Source organism: Bacillus sp. EKM501B (assembly GCF_011800505.1).
GTDB classification, from domain to species: Bacteria; Bacillota; Bacilli; order Bacillales; family Bacillaceae_G; genus Bacillus_A; species Bacillus_A cereus.
This window is the reverse complement of sequence record NZ_JAALFZ010000002.1, coordinates 691,254-713,102: the sequence shown is the minus strand read 5'-3', so window position 1 is coordinate 713,102 and position 21,849 is coordinate 691,254. Positions and strand designations below refer to the sequence as shown.

Sequence of the window (21,849 nt, the reverse complement as noted above, 5' to 3'; positions counted from 1 at the left end):
ATCGCCATATAGGGAGAGAGTGCCGTAGACTGAAAGCATTCTTATGGTAGACGGAAGTGAATTCACCTCTGGAGTTGACGCCAGGACCATGTATATGTAAAGGCGTTCCGGTCAGAATTGATCGTTATAACTAATGAGTGGGCAGACTTGTTCTGTCAATTTAGGGTGGTACCGCGAATTTACCTCGTCCCTTTTTGGGAGCGAGGTTTTTTTATTTTTAAAATTAGGAGGGTTCCAAAATGGAAGCACGTTTAAAAGAGCTAAAGCAAAAAGCGTTAGAGCTTATTGAAGAAGCGAAAGAGCTAAAGGGCTTAAACGACGTACGCGTAGCGTATTTAGGAAAAAAAGGCCCAATTACAGAAGTATTACGCGGCATGGGAAAATTGTCAGCAGAAGAGCGTCCACGTATGGGAGCATTAGTAAATGAAGTGCGTGAAGCGATTCAAACGCGTTTAGATGACAAAATTAGTAACTTAGAAAAAGCAGTAATCGAAGCGAAATTAGCTACTGAAACAATCGATGTTACACTGCCAGGTCGTCCTGTTGAAACAGGTTGTCACCATCCGTTAACAGCTGTTGTTGAGCAAATTGAAGATGTATTCATCGGTATGGGTTATGAAGTAGCTGAAGGAACAGAAGTAGAAAAAGACTACTACAACTTCGAAGCACTAAACTTACCGAAAGATCACCCAGCGCGTGATATGCAAGATACATTCTACATTACAGAAGAAACGTTACTACGTACACATACATCTTCTGTGCAAGCACGTACGATGGAAAATAATAAAGAAAAAGGCCCAATCAAAATTATTTGTCCTGGTAAAGTGTATCGCCGTGATGACGACGATGCGACGCATTCACATCAGTTCATGCAAATTGAAGGTCTTGTAATTGATAAAAACATTCGTATGAGTGACTTAAAAGGTACACTGCAAGTATTCGTGAAAAAGATGTTCGGTGAAGATCGTGAAATCCGTCTTCGTCCAAGTTTCTTCCCATTCACAGAGCCATCTGTAGAGATGGATATTTCTTGTATGATGTGTCATGGCAAAGGTTGCGGCACTTGTAAAGGAACTGGCTGGATTGAAATTCTAGGCGCAGGTATGGTTCACCCGAACGTACTTGAAATGGCTGGTTATGATTCAAAAGAATATCAAGGTTTCGCATTCGGTATGGGCGCAGAGCGTATCGCAATGTTGAAATACGGAGTAGATGACATTCGTCATTTCTATACAAATGATGTACGTTTCTTACAACAATTCAAACGAGCGTAAGGGAAGGAGAGGATAAATATGTTCGTATCATATCGTTGGTTACAAGAGTATGTAGATATTAAAGATGTAACAGCACAAGAACTAGCAGACAAAATCACGAAAAGTGGTATTGAAGTAGAAGGCGTTGAAGTATTAAATAAAGGTGTAAAAGGTGTTGTAGTTGGTCACGTATTAGAATGTGAAAAACACCCAGAAGCTGATAAATTAAGCAAATGCTTAATCGATATCGGTGAAGAAGAGCCAGTTCAAATTATTTGTGGAGCTGCTAACATTGCAAAAGGTTTAAAAGTACCAGTTGCAAAAGTTGGTGCTGTACTTCCTGGTAACTTCAAAATTAAAAAAGCAAAACTACGTGGTGAAGCTTCTCACGGTATGGTTTGTGCTCTTCAAGAGCTTGGCATTGATGGAAAGTTAGTTTCAAAAGAATATGCAGATGGTATCTTCATCTTCCCAAGTGACGCTGAAGTTGGTGCAGATGCACTTGAAATTTTAAACTTACACGATGAAGTACTTGAGCTTGGTTTAACACCAAACCGTGCAGATTGCCTAAACATGTTAGGTGTTGCATATGAAGTAGCTGCTATTTATGGCCGCGAAGTAAAACTTCCAGCTATCGACTTACAAGAAACAGCAGAAAAAACTTCTGATTATATTTCTGTAAGTGTAGAAGCGAAAGAAGAAAACCCGTTATACATTGCAAAAATGGTTAAAAACGTAAAGATTGGTCCATCACCAATGTGGATGCAAACTCGTCTTATGGCAGCTGGCATTCGTCCAATTAGCAACGTAGTTGATATTACAAACTACATTTTAATGGAATACGGTCAACCGTTACATGCATTCGATTACGATAAATTAGGTTCAAAAGAAATCGTTGTTCGTCTTGCAAAAGAAGGCGAAAAAATTGAAACGTTAGATGATCAAGAGCGTACATTACAAAGCCACCATCTTGTAATTACAAACGGCACGAAAGCTTTAGCTGTTGCTGGTGTAATGGGCGGGGCGGATTCTGAAGTTACAAATGAGACAGTAAACGTTCTAATTGAGTCTGCATACTTTGCAGGTCAAACAGTACGTCGTACATCAAAAGACTTAGGTCTTCGTAGTGAATCAAGTGCACGTTTCGAAAAAGGAATCGATCCAACACGTACATTTGAAGCAATTCAACACGCAGCTGCTTTAATGGCGAAATATGCTGGCGGTGAAGCACTTGAAGGTGTAGTAGAAGCTGACAACTTACAAGTACAAGAGCGTACAGTATCTGTTACTGCTGAAAAAGTAAACCGTGTATTAGGTACAAATATTTCTGCGAGTGAAATGGGTACAATGTTCACAAACTTGAAATTCCCATTTACAGAAGTAGAAGGAACATTCCATGTAAATGTACCAGCACGTCGTCCTGATATTACAATTTCAGAAGACTTAGTAGAAGAAGTGGGCCGTCTATACGGTTATGACCACATTCCAGTTACATTACCTTCTGGAACGATGACTCGTGGTAAATTAACATCAGCACAAACGAAACGTCGTAAAGTACGCCGCTTCTTAGAGGGTGCTGGTTTATATGAAGCAATTACGTATTCATTAACAAGCGCTGACAAAGCGAAACAATATATGGTTGAGCCAAACGAAAAGGCGCCTGTAGGTCTTGCACTTCCAATGAGTGAAGAACGTAGCCAACTTCGTTTAAGCTTAGTACCGCAATTACTAGAAGCAGTTTCATACAATGTCGCTCGTAAAAACGACAGCGTTGCTTTATACGAAGTAGGTTCTATCTTCTTACCGACAGAAGAAGGAGAACTTCCGAAAGAAGAACAACATCTTGCAGGTGTTATGACAGGTCTTGCTCTTCACCATGCATGGCAAGGTGAGAAGAAAGTAGTAGACTTCTTCGTTGTGAAAGGTGTACTAGAAGGACTATTCGACGTGCTTGGCGTTTCAAATCAAATCACATATGCACCAGCAAAACGTGAAGGTATGCACCCAGGCCGTACAGCTGACATCGTATTAGATGGCGAAATAATTGGTTTCATCGGTCAATTGCACCCAGAAGCAGAAAAACAATTAGATGTGAAAAATACATTCGTATTTGAATTATCTCTTGTAAAAGTATTCGGTGCAGACGCTGAGGAAACTTACTACTCAGCAATTCCACGTTTCCCATCTATGACACGTGACATGGCTGTTGTAGTAACAAAAGAAACAAAAGCTGGTGAAATGAAGCAAGTCATTGCTGAAGCTGGCGGAGAACTTCTGAAAGACGTAACACTATTCGACTTATACGAAGGTGAAAAAATGGAAGAAGGCAAGAAATCACTTGCATTCTCTATGACTTACTTCGATGCAGAACGTACATTAACAGACGAAGAAGTAACAGAAGCACATAACCGTGTACTAACAACGGTAGAAGAGAAATTCGGTGCGGAGTTACGTAAGTAATTAGAAAATTGCCGGATTCATTCCGGCAATTTTTTTATTGGATTGGTTGTCGGACACTGTCGGTAAGTCGATATATTACAAAAATCGCTCATATATTTTCCGACACCTTGCATCTTTCTCTCGAATGTAGTACATTAATTTTAGTTTAACAAAATGAAAGACGATGATAAGGAAAAGTAGTATATACTATAATCCAAAGCGAGTCAGGGACGGTGAGAGCCTGATGAGGCGGTATATGTGAAGAACACCTTGGAGTTGCTAACCGAAATTGAATTTTGTATTCAAGAGTAGACTTAGACGGGAATCCGGCCTGTTACAAACCGGGAAGTATGTATTACATACGAGTTAAAGTTGGTCTTTATGACAAATTGGGTGGTACCGCGAAGTTTAACCTTTCGTCCCTTTATGGATGAAAGGTTTTTTTGTATTTAAATATATGAGCAAAGGAGAATTTCACTATGGAAAACACATTAGTAAAAAGTCTGTATAGAGATACAGAAAAGTATGCAGATCAAACAGTACAAGTATCAGGGTGGATTCGTAACTTACGTGATTCAAAAGCATTTGGTTTCATCGAATTAAACGACGGTAGCTTCTTCAAAAGCGTTCAAATCGTTTTCGATACAGAATTAGAGAACTTCAAAGAAATTGCAAAACTTCCACTTAGCTCTTCAGTTAAAGTAGAAGGTAAAGTAATTGCAACGCCGGGAGCGAAGCAACCATTTGAAATTAAAGCAGAAAAAATTGATATCGAGGGCTTATCAGATTCTGATTACCCACTTCAAAAGAAGCGTCATACGTTTGAATACTTACGTACAATCGCTCACTTACGTCCAAGAACAAATGCATTCTCTGCAACGTTCCGCGTACGTTCTATCGCAGCATTTGCGATTCACCAATTCTTCCAAGAGCGTGGATTCGTACATGTCCACACACCAATCATCACTGGTAGTGATACAGAAGGTGCTGGCGAAATGTTCCGCGTAACAACGCAAGATTTAAATAACCTACCAAAAGGTGAAGACGGAAAAGTTGATGAGTCAAAAGACTTCTTCGGTAAAGAAACAAACTTAACAGTAAGTGGACAGCTGAACGCTGAAGCTTATGCATTAGCATTCCGTGATGTATACACATTCGGACCTACATTCCGTGCAGAAAACTCAAACACAACTCGTCACGCTGCTGAGTTCTGGATGGTTGAGCCTGAGATTGCATTCGCTGAACTAGGTGACGTAATGAACCTTACAGAAGATATGCTGAAATATGCAATGAAATACGTATTAGAGCATGCACCAGAAGAAATGGAATTCTTCAACAGCTTCGTTGATAAAACAGTTCTAGAGCGCATGAACAACGTAATCAACTCTGACTTCGGTCGCATCACATATACAGAAGCAATTAAAGTGCTTCAAGAATCAGGTGCTGACTTCAAATACCCAGTAGAATGGGGAATTGACTTACAAACAGAGCACGAAAGATACTTATCAGAAGAAATCTTCAAACGCCCTGTATTCGTAACTGACTATCCGAAAGACATTAAAGCATTCTACATGCGTTTAAATGAAGACGGTAAAACAGTAGCTGCTACGGACCTTCTAGTTCCTGGTATCGGCGAATTAATCGGCGGAAGCCAACGTGAAGAAAGAATGGACGTTTTAGTAGACAGAATTAAAGAATTAGGTATGAACGAAGAGGACTACTGGTGGTACTTAGAACTTAGAAAATACGGCGGTACAAAACACGCTGGATTCGGTCTAGGTTTCGAGCGCTTCCTAATGTACATCACTGGTATGGCTAACATCCGTGACGTAATTCCATTCCCAAGAACTCCAGGTTCTTCTGAATTCTAAAATATGAAAAAAGGCGAGAGGATTTCCTCTCGCTTTTTATTTTACATATTGTATAGTTTATTCCCTCGTAGCAAAAAGTAACGCGAAGGGGTGAATATAAATGAGTAAAAAAGTGAAAAAAGATCATTCAAGATCGGGCCTAGGTTCTCCAGAAGTTGAAGGACAAGGAACGACGACACATGAAACAGGTTCTCATAAAGTATCTTCATCAAATAAGAAGCAGAAACGAAGCTAACATAACAAAGGAGAGTCTTAAGGGCTCTCCTTTGTTATGTGTTACATCTTATTATCGTTAATTTCTTTTGTAATCTTATTTATGTCTTTGTCTAATCGATCTAAATAGAAAAACCACAGTAAACTTATGAACACGTAATAGATGGCCATCACGCCAAGATTATCAGATATATTTTCGAATGTGGATTTAGTAGTGAAAAAAGCTCCCCAAATTATAGAAATAGTGAGGTAAGAAAGTGGGCCTACGAGGTGTACGAAAGCATATAGTACCTTTTTAACTTTTACAGCGTTCATATGAAAAACCTCCTTTTTCTAATCATACATTCAAGTTCTTCACAGAAGTGTTGTAGTTTTGCTGGATTATGTATTAACAAGCGTGCATCGTGTTTCCCGATAAATCTTCGAATCCGAAAGTTTAATAAGAAAGATCGACCATAACGCTCTATTAAATCGTTGAACGCTGGTTGTTCACTTAGTAGCTGAATGTTTTCTCTAATTTCGAACTGTCTTTCGTGTGGATCGCCTAGTAAAATATTTAGAATCATTTGTAGAAGTAGCAATGTAGATCTCCTCCTATGTTAGAATAATCTGTATATTATAATTATAACAAAACTATAAGGACAATAGTAGGATGAAACAAAAAACAGGAGTTTGTAGGCTCCTGTTTTTGTCGATACTATTTTAATAAGCGAAGCGCCTTCTCTGTATTAGCGAAATGCAGTTTCACAAACTCGGGTAATCGTTCTTTACCAAGCTTTTGAATTAATTTAGCAGCAGCGATATCAACTTGTTTACCAGCACCTTTCGGAAGTGGCATACCAGCTTTTTTACTTAGTTCGTCAAACTGTTTTACGAATGAGTAGCGAGCTAAAATAGAAGCAGCGGCTACTGCTAAATGGACGCTTTCACCTTTCGTAGCGAAATAAACATTTTCACGCTGTACCTGTTTTTGTTTTGCTAAATATTTGTAGTATGTATCAGGTTGTGTGAATTGGTCGATTAAGACGCCTTCAGGTTTTGTAGGTGCCATTTTAGCTAATAAGTTTGTAATAGCTTTATTGTGTAGTAAAGCTTTTAGCTTACCTTGGTTGTTTCCTTTATCAAATAGCTCGTTATATTTTTCGTTATGAAGGACAAGAGAGCTATAAGGAACAACGTGTAGAAGTTGTTTCGCAATGGCAGTAATTTGATCGTCATTTAAGTTTTTAGAGTCTTTTACACCAAGTTCTTTTAGTAGTGGAATTTGCTTCGCATCCACATATACAGCAACGACTGTCATTGGTCCGAAGAAATCACCAGTACCAACTTCATCAGACCCTACAATAGACATTGTACTGATGGAAGCAGGCGGCGCATAACGGTGTGAATCGACAGATTTTTTTACAGCTGTTTTTGGCGCGTGAGAGACAGTTTGCCAACGAGAAGCTTCTGCTTCAGCGCGGCCTCCTTGGAACATTACTTTTCCAGATTTATACGCTGTAATCGTGCAAGATGGCACCTTTGCCATGAAGATTCCGCCTTGTGGAATTTTCGGGCTAAGCGAATGTTTATATTGTTGTTTCATGTCTTCAATTACTGTAGAATTTGTTTGAATTACGATAGAATTTGACATAATGGTCGCCCCTTTTTTTATATTGTTATTTTTATCATATCGGATTGTTCTTTCTGTTTCCATATTATGAAGGTTCATGGTATGATAAACTTTAGGATTCTGTACGTGATTGGAGGCCGGTGAGTTGTCACAACAAAAGGGAAAGAAAAGTCGAATTAATGTAGAAATCTATGGTCAGCAATATTCAGTTGTTGGCGATGAAAGTACAAGTCATATCCGCATGGTAGCAGCGATTGTGGATGATAAAATGCGCGAACTCAATGCCAAGAATCCTTCGCTTGACACGAGTAGACTAGCGGTATTGACGGCGGTAAACGTCATACACGATTACATAAAATTAAAAGAAGAACATGAGAAATTGAAAGAAAGTATGACAAAAAAAGGAATGGAATAACATGATTGATATTATTATCATTTTACTGCTTGTTATGGGATTTTTCCTCGGCTTACGCAGAGGGTTTATTCTGCAACTTGTAAAGTTAACAAGCTTTATTATCGCATACCTTGTTGCATACTGGTACTGTAAAGATTTAGCGCCAGCACTTGCGAAATTTATTCCGTATCCATTTGATAAAAACGTATCTGTTCCAGAATGGATTGATGCAAATAATATTGAGACAGTATTTTATCAAGCGCTTGCGTTTATCATATTGTTTATTATTACAAAAATAGCACTTTCATTACTTGGTAATTTGTTAAATATGTTTGCAGAAATACCGGTTTTAAAGCAAGTAAATGCGTTTGCGGGGGCAATCCTCGGATTTTTAGAAGTATATATTGTTTTGTTTGTCTTAATTATCATTGGAAACATTCTTCCGATTGAACAAGTACAAACACCATTACAAAAATCATCAATTAGCAAAATAATTGTAGACGATACACCGATTCTATCTGAAAAGGTGAAGGAACTATGGCAGACAGGTAGCAGAGTATAACTTCTCTTTTTTCGGAAAGAGAAGTTTTTTTCTATGAAAGAAAGGCGGGGTAATGATGAAAGTAAATAAAAAACAAGTTATCAAATTATTAGAGACAATCGGGCTTTTTATGGAACTAAAGGGTGCGAATCCATTTAAAATATCTGCATTTCGTAAAGCGGCAGCAGCATTAGAAAGTGACGATCGTAGTCTTTCTGAGATTGAAGATTTCACAAAGATTCCGGGCATCGGAAAAGGAACAGCAGCCGTTATTCAAGAATATATAGAATCGGGAACATCTGAAGTATTACAAGAACTTGAAAAAGAAGTACCGAGTAGCTTATTGCCGTTATTAAAACTACCAGGTCTTGGTGGTAAAAAGGTGGCTAAGTTATATAAAGAGCTAGGCGTTATTGATATGGAGACGTTAAAAGCTGCTTGTGAGGAAAATAAAGTACAAGCTTTAGCTGGTTTCGGTAAGAAGACAGAAGAGAAAATATTAGAAGCAATCGATCAAGTAGGCTCTCGTCCAGAGCGTTTACCAATTGCGATGGTATTGCCTATTGCCGGGGAAATAGAGGAGAAATTGTCGAATATTGCTGAAGTAATTCGTTTCTCTCGCGCTGGTAGTTTGCGCCGTGTTCGTGAAACAGTGAAAGATTTAGATTTTATCATTGCAACGACAGAACCAGCAGCGGTACGTGAGCATTTACTACAATTCGATAATATGATTGAGGTAATCGCAAGTGGGGATACGAAAGTTTCTGTTCGTCTTCAATATGAATATGATATTTCAATCGATTTCCGCTTAGTAAAACCAGAAGAGTTTATTACAACACTTCACCATTTCACAGGATCAAAAGACCATAACGTAAAAATGCGTCAAATCGCAAAAGATAAAGGCGAGAAAATTAGTGAGTACGGTGTAGAGAACTTAGAAACAGGTGAAGTGAAAACATTTGAGACTGAAGAAGACTTCTTTGCTCATTTCGGTCTACCATTTATTCCGCCAGAAGTGCGTGAAGATGGAAAAGAAATTGAATTAATTAAAGAGTATCCGAACTTAATTCAGTTTTCCGATATACAAGGTGATTTACATATGCATACAACTTGGAGTGACGGTGCTTTTTCTATTGAAGAAATGGTACAAGCGTGCCGTGCTCGTGGATATAAGTTTATGGCGATTACTGATCACTCGCAATACTTAAAAGTAGCGAATGGTTTAACGAAAGAGCGTCTTCGTGAGCAAGCGAAAGAAATTGAACGTATGAATGAAAAGTATCCAGACATTACAATTTTACGCGGAATTGAAATGGACATTTTACCAGATGCCTCGCTTGATTTTGATGATGAAGTATTAGAAGAATTAGACTATGTCATTGGAGCGATTCACTCTAGCTTCTCACAAGACCGTGAAACGATCATGAAGCGTCTGCGTACTGCACTTGAGAATAAACATGTCACAATGATTGCTCATCCGACAGGACGTCTTCTCGGGCGCCGTGAGGGTTATGATGTAGATACAGATTTATTAATTGAACTCGCAAAAGAGACAAATACAGTTTTAGAATTAAATGCGAATCCGAACCGTCTAGATTTAAGCGCGAAATTATTAAAACAAGCACAAGATGCTGGTGTAAAAGTAGCGATTAATACAGATGCTCATACACTTGAAATGTTAGAAGATATGGAAACAGGTGTAGCAGCAGCACGTAAAGGTTGGATTCAAAAAGATAACGTGATTAACACATGGGATATTGAACGTTTATTAGACTATATTAAACGTAATAAGTAACGCAAGGGGGACCTGCAACATGTTAGAAAGAACGTTGCGTGTATTAGAATACAATAAAGTAAAAGAACAATTACTTGAACATACAGCCTCTTCACTTGGCCGTGACAAAGTGAAGCATTTAGTGCCGAGCACTGATTTTGAAGAAATTGTAGAAATGCAAGATACAACGGATGAAGCAGCGAAAGTTATTCGTTTAAAAGGTAGTGCACCATTAGGTGGTATTACGGATATTCGCTCAAATGTGAAGCGTGCAAAAATTGGGAGTATGTTAAGTCCAAATGAATTACTTGATATTGCGAATACGATGTATGGTAGTCGTAATATGAAACGTTTCATTGAAGATATGGCTGATAACGGTGTCGAGCTTCCGATTTTAGAAACTCACGTCGCTCAAATTGTATCTTTATATGATTTAGAAAAGAAAATTACAAATTGTATCGGTGACGGCGGTGAAGTAGTCGATAGCGCAAGTGATAAACTGCGTGGTATTCGTACTCAAATTCGTACTGCGGAAAGCCGTATTCGTGAAAAATTAGAAAATATGACGCGCTCTTCAAATGCGCAAAAGATGCTGTCTGACTCGATTGTAACGATTCGTAACGAACGTTACGTAATCCCAGTAAAACAAGAATACCGCGGCGTATATGGTGGTATTGTTCACGATCAATCAGCTTCTGGACAAACGTTATTTATTGAACCGCAAGTCATTGTAGAATTAAATAACGCACTGCAAGAAGCTCGTGTGAAAGAGAAACAAGAAGTCGAACGCATCTTATTGATGTTAACAGAAGAAGTGGCAGTAGAAGCCGATATCGTTTTATCAAACGTAGAAGTAGTTGCGAATCTTGATTTCATTTTTGCGAAAGCTTTTTATGCAAAGCGAATTAAAGCAACGAAACCAATCGTAAATAACGAGCGTTATATGGATTTAAGACAAGCTCGCCATCCGCTAATCGATCCAGAAATTATTGTGCCAAATAACATTATGTTAGGTAAAGATTTCACGACAATTGTTATTACAGGACCGAATACAGGTGGTAAAACAGTTACGCTGAAAACAGTTGGTATTTGTGTTTTAATGGCGCAATCTGGTCTTCACATTCCAGTAATGGATGAGTCAGAGATTTGTGTGTTTAAAAATATATTTGCTGATATCGGTGATGAGCAATCGATTGAACAAAGTTTAAGTACGTTCTCCTCACATATGGTGAACATCGTTGATATTTTAGAAAAAGCTGATTTTGAAAGCTTAGTTTTATTCGATGAATTAGGTGCTGGAACAGACCCACAAGAAGGGGCTGCACTAGCAATTTCGATTTTAGATGAAGTATGTAATCGCGGTGCTCGCGTTGTTGCAACGACACATTATCCAGAATTAAAAGCATACGGATATAACCGTGAGCAAGTTATTAATGCGAGTGTTGAGTTTGATGTAAATACATTAAGTCCAACTTATAAATTATTAATCGGTGTACCAGGCCGTAGTAATGCCTTTGAAATTTCGAAACGTCTTGGATTATCTGATCGCGTTATTGACCAAGCACGCAACCACATTAGTACAGATACGAATAAAATTGAAAATATGATTGCGAAGTTAGAAGAAAGCCAGAAGAACGCAGAGCGTGACTGGAACGAAGCAGAAGCACTTCGCAAACAATCTGAAAAACTTCATCGTGAATTACAACGTCAAATCATTGAATTTAACGAAGATCGCGATGAACGATTATTAAAAGCGCAAAAAGAAGGGGAAGAAAAAGTCGAAGCTGCAAAGAAAGAAGCAGAAGGCATTATTCAAGAACTTCGTCAATTGCGTAAAGCACAGCTTGCAAACGTGAAAGATCACGAGTTAATTGAAGCGAAGAGCCGTCTAGAAGGCGCAGCACCAGAGCTTGTTAAGAAACAAAAAGTAAACGTGAAAAACACTGCGCCGAAGCAACAGTTACGTGCAGGTGATGAAGTAAAAGTATTAACGTTCGGTCAAAAAGGTCAATTACTTGAAAAAGTAAGCGATACTGAGTGGAGCGTACAAATCGGTATTCTGAAGATGAAAGTAAAAGAATCTAACATGGAATACATTAACACACCGAAGCAAACAGAGAAAAAAGCAGTTGCAACGGTAAAAGGTAGAGACTATCACGTTTCATTAGAACTTGACCTTCGTGGTGAACGATTTGAAAATGCAATGGCGCGCGTTGAGAAATACTTAGACGATGCCCAGCTTGCAAGCTATCCTCGCGTATCAATTATTCACGGTAAGGGGACAGGAGCACTTCGCCAAGGTGTACAAGATTACTTGAAGAAGCATCGCGGTGTAAAAACCTTCCGTTACGGCGACATGGGCGAGGGAGGCCTAGGCGTAACAGTTGTCGAATTAAAATAGAAAACAACGAAACAAAGGGGAAACCATTATATGTTTATGGACAAACTTGCAAAAGTATTGTTAGCTTGTTGCGGAATATTTTTGGTGATTGGGGTTATTTATTTAGTTGTTTTTGCGAAGTGAAAAAGCGTCAATCGTGGCAGAATTATATTGCCATAGATTGACGCTTTTAATATATGTGAAAAGGAATAGAACATGAAAATCAACCAATACATAAGCGAAGCAAAATCATGCTCCAGACGTGAAACAGATCGCCTCATTAAAGCTGGACGCGTGGCTATTAATGGTGAAATATGTACGCACGGTGAACTTGTGAGCGATGGTGATGTTGTAACGATTGATGGGCAAGTTATTGTAAAAGAAGAGAAAGAAAAGGTGTACATAGCCTTTCATAAACCAGTCGGAATTACTTGTACAGCAGCTGATCATATTGAAGATAATATTATTGATTATATCAATTATCCAGAGCGAATCTTTCCAGTTGGACGATTAGATAAAGCATCGGAAGGACTTATCTTATTAACGAATGACGGCGGCATTGCGAATCGAATTTTACATGGTGATCATGAGCACGAGAAGGAATATGTTGTCACAGTCGATAAACCTTTTACGGACTGGTTTATTGATGAGATGTCCAGCGGTGTAAAGATTAAAGATGGAATGACGAAGCCGTGCAAAGTGACAAGAGTCGATCAATCAACATTTCGTATCGTTTTAACGCAAGGAATGAACAGGCAAATTCGTAGAATGAGTCGAGCTTTCGGGTTTACTGTAATAAAGCTAAAGCGAGTACGCATTATGAATATAGAGCTAAATGAGCTTGAAGTTGGAAAGTGGCGGAGCGTTACAGCTGAAGAGTTAGAAATTTTAATAGGGCAGTTATAGGGAGGGAAAATTTTCTCCCTATATTTTTTTTGTCAGAAAAAATAAAACTATTGATTTTTTAAAAAATAGCCCATATAATAAAAAACAACAAGTTTCGACAAGATATTTTATAAAAGTAATGATGAGGACATGAGTTGTATTTTACGATTCTCAGAGAGGGAAGCCTTAGGCTGTGAGCTTCCTAATACGAAAAGACAAGCTTACCACCTCTAAACTTCAAGAGTGAACTGCATACATGATGCATTGTAATTCTTGGCGGATAAAACCGTTATCAATTTACACGAGCTATAAAATGAGCTTATTTCGTTATAAATTCATTTTATTAGAATAAGGGTGGAACCACGATTTCAACACTCGTCCCTTTGTTAGGGACGGGTGTTTTTTGCGTTCTTTTACGGGGAAGTATGCTTGAAAGAGGATATGTGACGGATTTTAATTCAGAATATTTTGTTAATTTATTATTTTAGGAGGTTAGTAGAAATGAAATCATCTTTAAAGTTTTCGGAGATGTTTGCAATAAGTTTAATGTTATTTGCACTGTTTTTTGGTGCAGGTAATATGATTTTTCCACCAGCGTTAGGGCAAGGTGCTGGAACGGACGTATGGATCGCGCTGTTTGGTTTTATCGTAACAGGCGTTGGACTACCTTTATTAGGAGTAATTGTTATAGCTTTAAAGGGAGATATTAATGAGCTAGCAGGACGTGTACATCCTATATTCGCACTTGTTTTTATCACTGCAATTTATTTATGTTTAGGCGTATTCGTAAGTGTGCCGCGTACAGGAACAGTAGCTTATGAGATGAGTGTTGCACCGTTTTTACCAAGTGAGATAGCTGGTCAGTCATATCCACTTGTTATCTTTACACTTATTTTCTTTGCAGTCACTTTCTATTTAGCTTTAAATCCTTCGAAATTAGTGGGTCGTATTGGTAAGGTGCTAACTCCAATATTATTAGCTGTTATTGCAATTATCGTAGGTAAAGCACTTATTACACCAATTGGAGAATTTGGTGCACCGACAGAAGCGTATAGTGCTCCTCTCTTTAAAGGATTTATTGATGGATATTTAACTTTAGATGGACTTGCAGCACTGGTATTCGGAAATGTTGTAATTCATGCGTTAAAAGAAAAAGGAATTACAAATAAAAACAGTATTGCAAAAGTAACAATCTTTGCAGGATTTATTGCAGCGCTTGGTCTACTACTTGTGTATTTAGCACTTGCTTATCTTGGAGCTTCTAGTGTGTCACTTGGAATGGGCGCAAACGGAGGAATTATTTTAACAAATGTCGTGAATCATTTATTTGGTAGCTACGGAACTTTATTACTAGGGATCGCAATTACAGCAGCATGTTTAACAACTTCTGTAGGTATTGTTGCAGCTTGTGGTGATTACTTCTCTTCCTTATTACCAAAGCTTTCTTATCAAAAAGTCGTTTTCATTTTCTGTGTATTAGCATTTATGGTAGCAAATCTTGGGTTAACTCAGTTAAATGCATTAGCATTACCAATCTTAATCGCAATTTATCCAATTGGAATCGTACTTATCGTATTATCACTTGTTGAAAACTACGTTCGTCTTCCATTAGCGATGTATGTGGGCGGGATTGTAGGAGCATTTGCAATAAGTTTCTTTGATGGATTACACAATGCAAACCTTCAAATTGCAGCGCTAGCACCTATTTTAGATAAGATTCCATTATATAGTGTAGGAATTGGTTGGTTAGTTCCAGGCATAATCGGTATAGGATTTGGTTATATAGTTTCTAAGTTTCAAAAGCAGGAAATTGCTGTAGAAAAATAGAGAAAAGAGGCTTTCTATTATAGAAAGTCTCTTTTTTTGTAAAAAAAGCCGCATATAGAGAAATTCAGATATTAAAAATTTTATACGTAATATAGTTGACAAAAAAATTATGAGTAGGCTAAGATTGACTTAGTTGTGGAAATATTGGAAGGGAAGTGAGGGAAAAGGGGTTTCTATAACTATAGTGTTGTTGTGGGAAGAGGTGAAAGAAGAGGAGAAGAGATAGTTTATTTTTTTTGATTTGAATTGAGAATGATAATCAATAAATAAATGCGTTTTATCATTTTTTCTCAGTTTCTATGCCTTCGTATAAGGAATAGGGTGAGATATTATTTTTAATATTAAATGAGAATGATAATCAATAATACTTATGTTACATAAAAGAATGCTAATTAAATAATAGGTAGAAGAGATTATTTTTTTCTTATAAATTGAGAATAATTATCATTTTCAAAAAGTGAAATGAAAGATAAGCAAGGAGGAAACAAGAAAAATGAAAAAGGTTTCTGTATTACCCGCTTTTATTATAACGTTCGTATGTATGCTAGCTTTTCTTGTAATGCCATACGGGAATGCTTCAGCAAAACTAGCTGATGGTACTTACGATATTAATTACGTAATTCAAAAAGCGGAAAATGATTCAGCTTCAATGGCAAATGACTATTTTGAAAAGCCGGCAAAATTAATAGTGAAAAACGGTGAGATGAGAGTACAAGTTCCGATGAATCATAGTGCTTGGATTACAGAATTTAAAGCACCAGAGAATGGGAATTTTGTTGATGCGAAAGCTGTTAGTAAAGATGAATCGGCAGATAAAAGAACAGTAGAGTTTAAAGTAGATGATTTATCCAAACCGGCAGCTGTAAAAATTCATGTTGTTGTACCAAATGCAAACTATGACCACCACTACACAATTCGTTTTGCTTTTGATGCAAATGTAAAAGCTGTAGGTGGCGATAACGGCGTAGCTGCTACAACAAAAAATAATGATCAAGCGAAAACAGATACACAAGTAAAAGAAGAGAAAACAAAAGTAGAGAGTAAGGAAACAGCTAAAGAAGTGAACAAAGAAACAAAAAATGAAAATGGAAAAGCTGAAAAAACAGATAACCCAAAAACAGGCGATGAAGCACGTATTGGATTGTTTGTAGCGTTAATTCTTATTTCAGGTGCTTTCTTAATTCGTAAAGTGAAGTTGAGTAAATAAATCTTTTGAAGGGTGATGAATATATGTTTAAACAATTTAAAATGATTATTGCTGTATTTGCTGTTTTATTTACGTTTATCGCAACACTAGGTTTACAAGATGCAAAGGCTGCTACAAAACTAGCTAATGGAAAATATAATATTGCTTTTACTGTATGGAAAGGCGATAAAGATGAATCGTCTAGAATGAATAGTTATTTTGAAAGCCCAGCAACATTAACAGTTAAAAATGGAAAACAATATGTTTCATTTAAAGTGAAAGATAGTGCTTCTATTAAAAGTTTCCAAGTAGAAAAAGATGGTCAATTTGTAGAAACAAACGTGTTAAGTGAAAACAAAAAAGATAATACTAGAGTAGTAGAATTTGAAGTTACTGACTTGTCAAAAAAACTAAATGGAAAGGTGAAAATTAATATTCCAATTATTAATTATAATGCTTCATATGATATTCGCTTTGTATTTGATGGGAGCAGTATTAAATAATTTTCAAAAGGGAGAGTCGTTCCATTGAACAGGTATACAAAAATTATTGTTGCTATGTTTTTAATGATATTTACATTCGTATCAACATTACAACCACTTGCAGTTCAAGCAGCTACCAAGTTGGCTGACGGTGAATATTCAATTGGGTTCAAAGTTTTAAAAGATACATCAGATGAAGAATCGATGATGAATCAATATTCAGTAAGCCCAGGGACTTTAAAAGTGAAGGATGGGAAAAAGAAAGTATCCTTTACATTAACGAATAGTTCATGGATTACGAAGTTTGAAACAGAAAAAGCAGGTAAGCTAGTTGCGACAAATATAATTAGTGAAGATAAAGAAAAAGATACAAGAGTAGTAGAATTTGATGTAGAAGATGTAGAGAGGGTATTAAATGCAAAAGTAAAAGTAGATATTGATTTTTTAAATTATCATCATGAGTACGACGTTCGTATTGCATTTGATCAAAATAGTATTACACCAATTCATGTGGAACAACCAAATGAAAAAGAGGACCCAGCTAATAAGCCAGATCCAAATGAAAAACCGGATCCAAGTCAGAAGCCCGACCAAAAGCCTGACCCAGATCAACAACCAAATTCTAACACAATTACAGATGGTGCGTACAGCATTCCATTTAAAGTGTTAAAAAATCAAACAGATGAAGAATCTAAGATGAATACTTACATGGTAAATCCAGGAGTATTAAAAGTAGAAAACGGTAAGAAAAAAGCAATTGTAACATTAAAAAGTAGCTCATTAATTAAAAATTTCCAAACGGAAAAAGATGGCGCATTTGTTGATGCAAAAGTAGTGAGTGAGGATAAGGAAAAAGATACAAGAGTAGTAGAGTTTGAAGTAAACGATTTATCTAAAAAACTAAATACAAAAGTATTTATCGAAATGGCATCAAGAAATTATAAGCAAACGCATGATGTACAACTTTTATTTGAACAAGATAAACTTGAACAAATTAAAAATGAAGAGAAACAACCAGAAGTAGAAAAACCGGAAGCAGAAAAACCGGAAGCAGAAAAACCAGAAGTAGAAAAACCGGAAGTAGAAAAACCGGAAGTAGAAAAACCAGAAGCAGAAAAACCGGAAGTAGAAAAACCAGATGAAAATAAAAAACCAGATGCTGAAACAATTAAAGATGGTGAATACAGCATCAATTTCAAAGCATTAAAAGATCAAACAGACGAAATTTCAATGATGAACACATATACAAAAAGTCCAGGTGTGCTAAAAGTAAAAGATGGTAAGAAGTATGTATCATTTACGTTAACGAACAGTTCTTGGATTACAAAATTTGAATTTGAGAAAAATGGTTCGTTTGTTGATGCACATGTAATAAGTGAAGATAAAAAAGCTGATACACGCGTAGTGGAAGTAGAAGTACCAGATTTATCAAAAAAGTTAAATGCAAAAGTAAAAGTAGATATCGATTCAATGAATTATCACCATTTTTACGATATTCAATTTGCATTTGATAAAGGTAGCATTAAGCCGTTAGATAGCCAAGGCGGAAACGACAACCAAGGCGGAAACGACAACCAAGATGAAAATAATAAACCGAGAGTAATAGTTGATCCGGAAAATTTAGTAGATGGCCAATATGATATTACATTTAAAGTATTAAAAGATAAAACAGATGAGATTTCAAAGATGAATGACTATGTTGTAAATCCAGCGAAATTAATCGTAAAAGATGGTAAAAAATATATTGAGATGACGCTGAAAAATAGTGCGTGGATTACGAAATTCCAAGCGGAAAACAATGAACTATTCGCTGATGCGAAAGTAGTAAGCGAAGATAAAAATGCAAATACGCGAGTAGTACAGTTTGAAGTAGAAGATCTATTTAAAAAATTAAACGCAAAAGTAAAGGTAGACATCGATGAGATGAACTACCATCATTTCTACGATGTACAAATTCAATTTGATACAAATAATATCGGCGCGTTAGGAACTATTAAAGAGGAACCGAAAAATGAACCGAAAAATCCAGTGACTACACCGAAAGTAGATAATGTAAAAACAGTAGGTACTCCTGATTTTAACCGAAATGCAGATGGTCAGAAGAAAAAAGAAGATACAAAAAATGATTCAAAAAAAGAGAAAAACTCAAAAACTGCAGATACAGCACAACTTGGTTTATACATGGTGTTACTGCTAGGTTCACTTGCTTTACTAGTTCGTAAATATAGAGCAGGTAGATTGTAATTTTTGGAGTCTTGATGCATGTTCGCGTGCATCAAGACTTGTTTCATATTGTATGGAAAGGAGTGGTGATTGAGAGTGAAGAAAATTGCAAGTGTACTAATGGCTATCATTTTGTTAATGGGTATAGCCGGGTGCTCATCACCAAAAAAAGAATCAGCAAAGCAGGTAAAGAGTGAAAGTAAAGAGCACGTTGTTGCAACAACAGTGGCTGTTACTGAAATTATGGATGCGTTAGAAGTAGATTTAGTCGGCGTTCCAACAAGTTCTAAAACTTTACCGAAGCGATATAAAGGTTTACCTGAAGTTGGGAATCCAATGAGTCCAGATATGGAAAAGGTAAAGTCATTAAAGCCTTCAGAAGTGTTATCTGTGACAACACTTGAATATGAATTAAAGCCAGTTTTTGATGGTGTGGGTATGAAAGCAAACTTTTTAGATTTAACGAGTTTGAAAAATATGCAAAGTTCTATTAGCGATTTAGGTAAGAAATATGGGCGTGAAAAACAGGCCGAAGCAGTAGTAACTAAATTAGATAAAAAGGTTGCTAGCATTCAAAAAGAAGTAAAAGGAAAGAAAGAACCGACAGTGCTTATTTTATTAGGTGTGCCGGGAAGTTATTTAGTAGCAACAGAGCATTCTTATATTGGAGATTTAGTGAAACAACTAGGTGGTAAAAATATTGTGCAAGGTGAACAAGTAGAATATTTAGCTTCTAATACAGAGTATTTAAAGAAAGCTGATCCAGATATTATTTTACGAGCAGCTCATGGTATGCCTGATGAAGTTGTAAAAATGTTTGATAAAGAATTTAAAACAAATGATATTTGGAAACACTTTGCTGCGGTTAAAAATAACCGTGTTTACGATTTAGAAGAGCGTTTATTTGGAACGACAGGTAATTTAGCAGCAATTGAAGCATTAGATGAATTGAAAAAAATGATGTATCCGTGATGCATTTTAATATAAAGGAAGAGTAGAATGAATAAAAAAACTTGGAGTTTCCTCATTGTTACTGCATTGCTTATTGTTATGACATCATTGTCAGCGATGAAAGGTAGTTTAGAAGTAGGTATTGTTGAACTTGTACAAGGGATATTTACAGGTGGAAATGAAGATGTTGAAGTCATTAAAGATTTACGTTTTCCGCGTATTATTATTGCGTTGTTCACTGGAGCGGCTCTCGCTGTTTCAGGTGTGCTTTTTCAAGCTGTTATGAAAAATCCACTCGCTGATGCTGGGGTAATCGGTATATCTTCAGGAGCAAGTTTTATGACACTCGTTATTATTACGTTGTTCCCGCAATTCTTTTTCTGGACACCCGTATTCGCCTTTTTAGGTGGTGCGCTTGCATGTTATCTCGTTTATTCGTTTTCATGGAAATCAGGATTAAGCCCGCTTCGCATTATTTTAATTGGTATTGCCATTAATGCAATGTTTACTGGATTAAATGAATCATTCGTTACGATTTGTGGATATTTTATTAAGAGTATTAAGCAAACGACGACTTCTAACATAACAATGAAGACGTGGGGCGATGTAGAAATAATGGTGACTTATGGAACGATTGGTCTTATTCTTGCTCTGTTCGTAGGAGCTTGGTGTAACTTATTATCGCTACAAGATAAGACTGCGAAAAACTTAGGCTTGCACGTGACGAGAGTTCGTCTTATTATTTCTGCCATTGCAGTACTCTTAGCGGCAGTATCAACAGCGATTGCAGGTGTTATTGCTTTTGTAGGATTACTAGTTCCGCATATTTCAAGACAATTAGTCGGTTCAGACCATAAAGTATTAATTCCATTTTCTGCTCTTGCAGGGGCGTTATTAATTTTGACGGCAGATACGATTGGAAGGTTAATTGTGCCACCTAACGAAATTCCAGCAGCAACAATTATGGCGGTTATTGGTGGTCCATTCTTAATATTCTTGCTTGGAAAGAGTGATAAAGTTCATGGAAATTAAAAATGTAACCTTTTCATACGATAACGTAACAAATCGATTAAAGTCTGTTAGTAGTGAAATAGAAATTGGGAAAATTACAACAATCATTGGACCGAATGGATGTGGGAAATCAACATTACTTAGTGTCATGTCTAGAAACCACGCTCCTAGCAGTGGAGAAGTAATACTTGATGGGAAAGCGATTAGTGAATATAAACCGAAAGAGTTTGCTAGAAAACTAGCGGTTGTCCATCAACAAAATGAGGCTCCAGCAGATATTACAGTGGAAAAGCTAATAAGCTTCGGGCGTATGCCATATAAAAATATATTCTCTCCGCAAACAGATGAAGATAGAGAAGCGATTGAGCGTGCGCTAGTATGTACGAATTTACAAAGTAAGCGTGATAAGCCAATTTATGCTTTATCTGGTGGAGAGAGGCAGCGAGTTTGGATCGCAATGACATTAGCTCAAAATACACCAATGCTCTTCTTAGATGAGCCGACCACATATTTAGATATTTACTATCAGCTAGAAATATTAGAGTTAGTGAAAGAGTTAAATGAAGTGCATGGACTAACGATTGTAATGGTATTACATGATATTAATCAAGCCATTCGTTATAGCGACCATATTATCGTTATGAAAGATGGAGAAATCATTACGAAAGGTAATCCTAATGATGTAATAACAGAAGAAATGATTAAAGCAATATATGGTGTAGATGTCATTGTAAAGCAGGATGAAGATACCGGATTGTACATGGTACCTATGGGAATCTAAAGGCTGAGCATAATCCGTTTTGAGGT

Annotated in this window: 19 protein-coding genes and 3 other annotated features (1 of these 22 cut by a window edge); of the genes, 16 read left to right on the top strand and 3 right to left on the bottom strand. The window is 36.9% G+C overall.

Features of this window, described 5'->3' with window-relative positions; all coding sequences use genetic code 11:
- Window positions 1-195 (top strand) — a binding site (T-box leader) (it extends 34 nt beyond the left edge of the window).
- Window positions 196-239: 44 nt separating this feature from the next.
- The 4 genes from pheS (at window position 240) to HFD78_RS08480 (ending at window position 5,798) form a co-directional block, all read left to right on the top strand.
- Window positions 240-1,274 carry a phenylalanine--tRNA ligase subunit alpha gene (pheS, locus tag HFD78_RS08495; protein WP_000388219.1) on the top strand — a complete coding sequence of 345 codons (1,035 nt, stop codon included), beginning with the start codon at window positions 240-242 and terminating at the stop codon, window positions 1,272-1,274.
- An 18-nt stretch (window positions 1,275-1,292) separates the two neighbouring features.
- Window positions 1,293-3,713 (top strand): phenylalanine--tRNA ligase subunit beta, encoded by a 2,421-nt coding sequence (pheT, locus tag HFD78_RS08490; protein ID WP_000498189.1) that lies wholly within the window; start codon window positions 1,293-1,295, stop codon window positions 3,711-3,713.
- A gap of 154 nt (window positions 3,714-3,867) precedes the next feature.
- Window positions 3,868-4,119 (top strand) — a binding site (T-box leader).
- A gap of 52 nt (window positions 4,120-4,171) precedes the next feature.
- Window positions 4,172-5,563 (top strand): asparagine--tRNA ligase, encoded by a 1,392-nt coding sequence (gene asnS, locus HFD78_RS08485; RefSeq protein WP_000432177.1) that lies wholly within the window; start codon window positions 4,172-4,174, stop codon window positions 5,561-5,563.
- Between the two features lie 100 nt (window positions 5,564-5,663).
- Entirely contained in the window at window positions 5,664-5,798 is a 135-nt protein-coding gene (locus tag HFD78_RS08480) for a YuzL family protein (RefSeq protein WP_000039590.1), read from the top strand.
- A gap of 41 nt (window positions 5,799-5,839) precedes the next feature.
- Here HFD78_RS08480 and HFD78_RS08475 read toward each other — a convergent pair whose 3' ends face one another.
- From HFD78_RS08475 to rnhC, 3 genes are all read right to left on the bottom strand, one after another.
- Window positions 5,840-6,091: a hypothetical protein gene (locus HFD78_RS08475; RefSeq protein ID WP_000994758.1), complete on the bottom strand. Its 252-nt coding sequence runs from the start codon at window positions 6,089-6,091 to the stop codon at window positions 5,840-5,842.
- Window positions 6,088-6,357: a hypothetical protein gene (locus HFD78_RS08470; RefSeq protein ID WP_000925537.1), complete on the bottom strand. Its 270-nt coding sequence runs from the start codon at window positions 6,355-6,357 to the stop codon at window positions 6,088-6,090. Before HFD78_RS08470 ends, HFD78_RS08475 begins: the two co-directional genes overlap by 4 nt.
- A gap of 116 nt (window positions 6,358-6,473) precedes the next feature.
- The gene (gene rnhC, locus HFD78_RS08465; protein WP_000071566.1) at window positions 6,474-7,409 is read right to left on the bottom strand and encodes a ribonuclease HIII; all 936 of its coding nucleotides are present in this window, start codon (window positions 7,407-7,409) and stop codon (window positions 6,474-6,476) included.
- 124 nt (window positions 7,410-7,533) lie between these two features.
- Here rnhC and zapA point away from each other — a divergent pair, with 124 nt between their 5' ends.
- The 12 genes from zapA to HFD78_RS08405 all read left to right on the top strand — a co-directional run bounded on the left by zapA (window position 7,534) and on the right by HFD78_RS08405 (window position 21,823).
- Window positions 7,534-7,803: a cell division protein ZapA gene (zapA, locus tag HFD78_RS08460; protein WP_000082701.1), complete on the top strand. Its 270-nt coding sequence runs from the start codon at window positions 7,534-7,536 to the stop codon at window positions 7,801-7,803.
- Between the two features lies 1 nt (window position 7,804).
- Complete coding sequence (locus tag HFD78_RS08455) at window positions 7,805-8,344, top strand: CvpA family protein (RefSeq protein WP_000565412.1); 540 nt, start codon at window positions 7,805-7,807, stop codon at window positions 8,342-8,344.
- Between the two features lie 55 nt (window positions 8,345-8,399).
- Window positions 8,400-10,118: a DNA polymerase/3'-5' exonuclease PolX gene (polX, locus tag HFD78_RS08450; RefSeq protein WP_000867517.1), complete on the top strand. Its 1,719-nt coding sequence runs from the start codon at window positions 8,400-8,402 to the stop codon at window positions 10,116-10,118.
- Window positions 10,119-10,137: 19 nt separating this feature from the next.
- Window positions 10,138-12,498 carry an endonuclease MutS2 gene (locus tag HFD78_RS08445; RefSeq protein ID WP_000893716.1) on the top strand — a complete coding sequence of 787 codons (2,361 nt, stop codon included), beginning with the start codon at window positions 10,138-10,140 and terminating at the stop codon, window positions 12,496-12,498.
- A gap of 195 nt (window positions 12,499-12,693) precedes the next feature.
- Window positions 12,694-13,383 carry a 23S rRNA pseudouridine(2604) synthase RluF gene (locus HFD78_RS08440; protein ID WP_000700746.1) on the top strand — a complete coding sequence of 230 codons (690 nt, stop codon included), beginning with the start codon at window positions 12,694-12,696 and terminating at the stop codon, window positions 13,381-13,383.
- Between the two features lie 109 nt (window positions 13,384-13,492).
- Window positions 13,493-13,748, top strand: a binding site (T-box leader).
- 115 nt (window positions 13,749-13,863) lie between these two features.
- Window positions 13,864-15,189: a branched-chain amino acid transport system II carrier protein BrnQ6 gene (gene brnQ6, locus HFD78_RS08435; RefSeq protein ID WP_000842650.1), complete on the top strand. Its 1,326-nt coding sequence runs from the start codon at window positions 13,864-13,866 to the stop codon at window positions 15,187-15,189.
- Between the two features lie 493 nt (window positions 15,190-15,682).
- A complete protein-coding gene (isdC, locus tag HFD78_RS08430) occupies window positions 15,683-16,396 on the top strand; it encodes a heme uptake protein IsdC (RefSeq protein WP_000757942.1) in 714 nt (237 codons plus the stop codon).
- Window positions 16,397-16,419: 23 nt separating this feature from the next.
- Window positions 16,420-16,878, top strand: a complete 459-nt coding sequence (locus HFD78_RS08425) for an NEAT domain-containing protein (protein WP_000476168.1) — start codon at window positions 16,420-16,422, stop codon at window positions 16,876-16,878.
- A 24-nt stretch (window positions 16,879-16,902) separates the two neighbouring features.
- Window positions 16,903-19,101, top strand: coding sequence for an NEAT domain-containing protein (locus HFD78_RS08420; protein ID WP_001083182.1), 2,199 nt, complete (start codon window positions 16,903-16,905; stop codon window positions 19,099-19,101).
- Window positions 19,102-19,170: 69 nt separating this feature from the next.
- A complete protein-coding gene (isdE, locus tag HFD78_RS08415) occupies window positions 19,171-20,052 on the top strand; it encodes a heme ABC transporter substrate-binding protein IsdE (RefSeq protein ID WP_002101379.1) in 882 nt (293 codons plus the stop codon).
- Between the two features lie 27 nt (window positions 20,053-20,079).
- Window positions 20,080-21,063: a FecCD family ABC transporter permease gene (locus tag HFD78_RS08410; RefSeq protein WP_001036847.1), complete on the top strand. Its 984-nt coding sequence runs from the start codon at window positions 20,080-20,082 to the stop codon at window positions 21,061-21,063.
- Window positions 21,053-21,823 (top strand): ABC transporter ATP-binding protein, encoded by a 771-nt coding sequence (locus HFD78_RS08405; protein ID WP_000403760.1) that lies wholly within the window; start codon window positions 21,053-21,055, stop codon window positions 21,821-21,823. The genes HFD78_RS08410 and HFD78_RS08405 overlap by 11 nt, the downstream gene beginning before the upstream one ends.
- The last annotated feature ends 26 nt before the right edge of the window (window positions 21,824-21,849 follow it).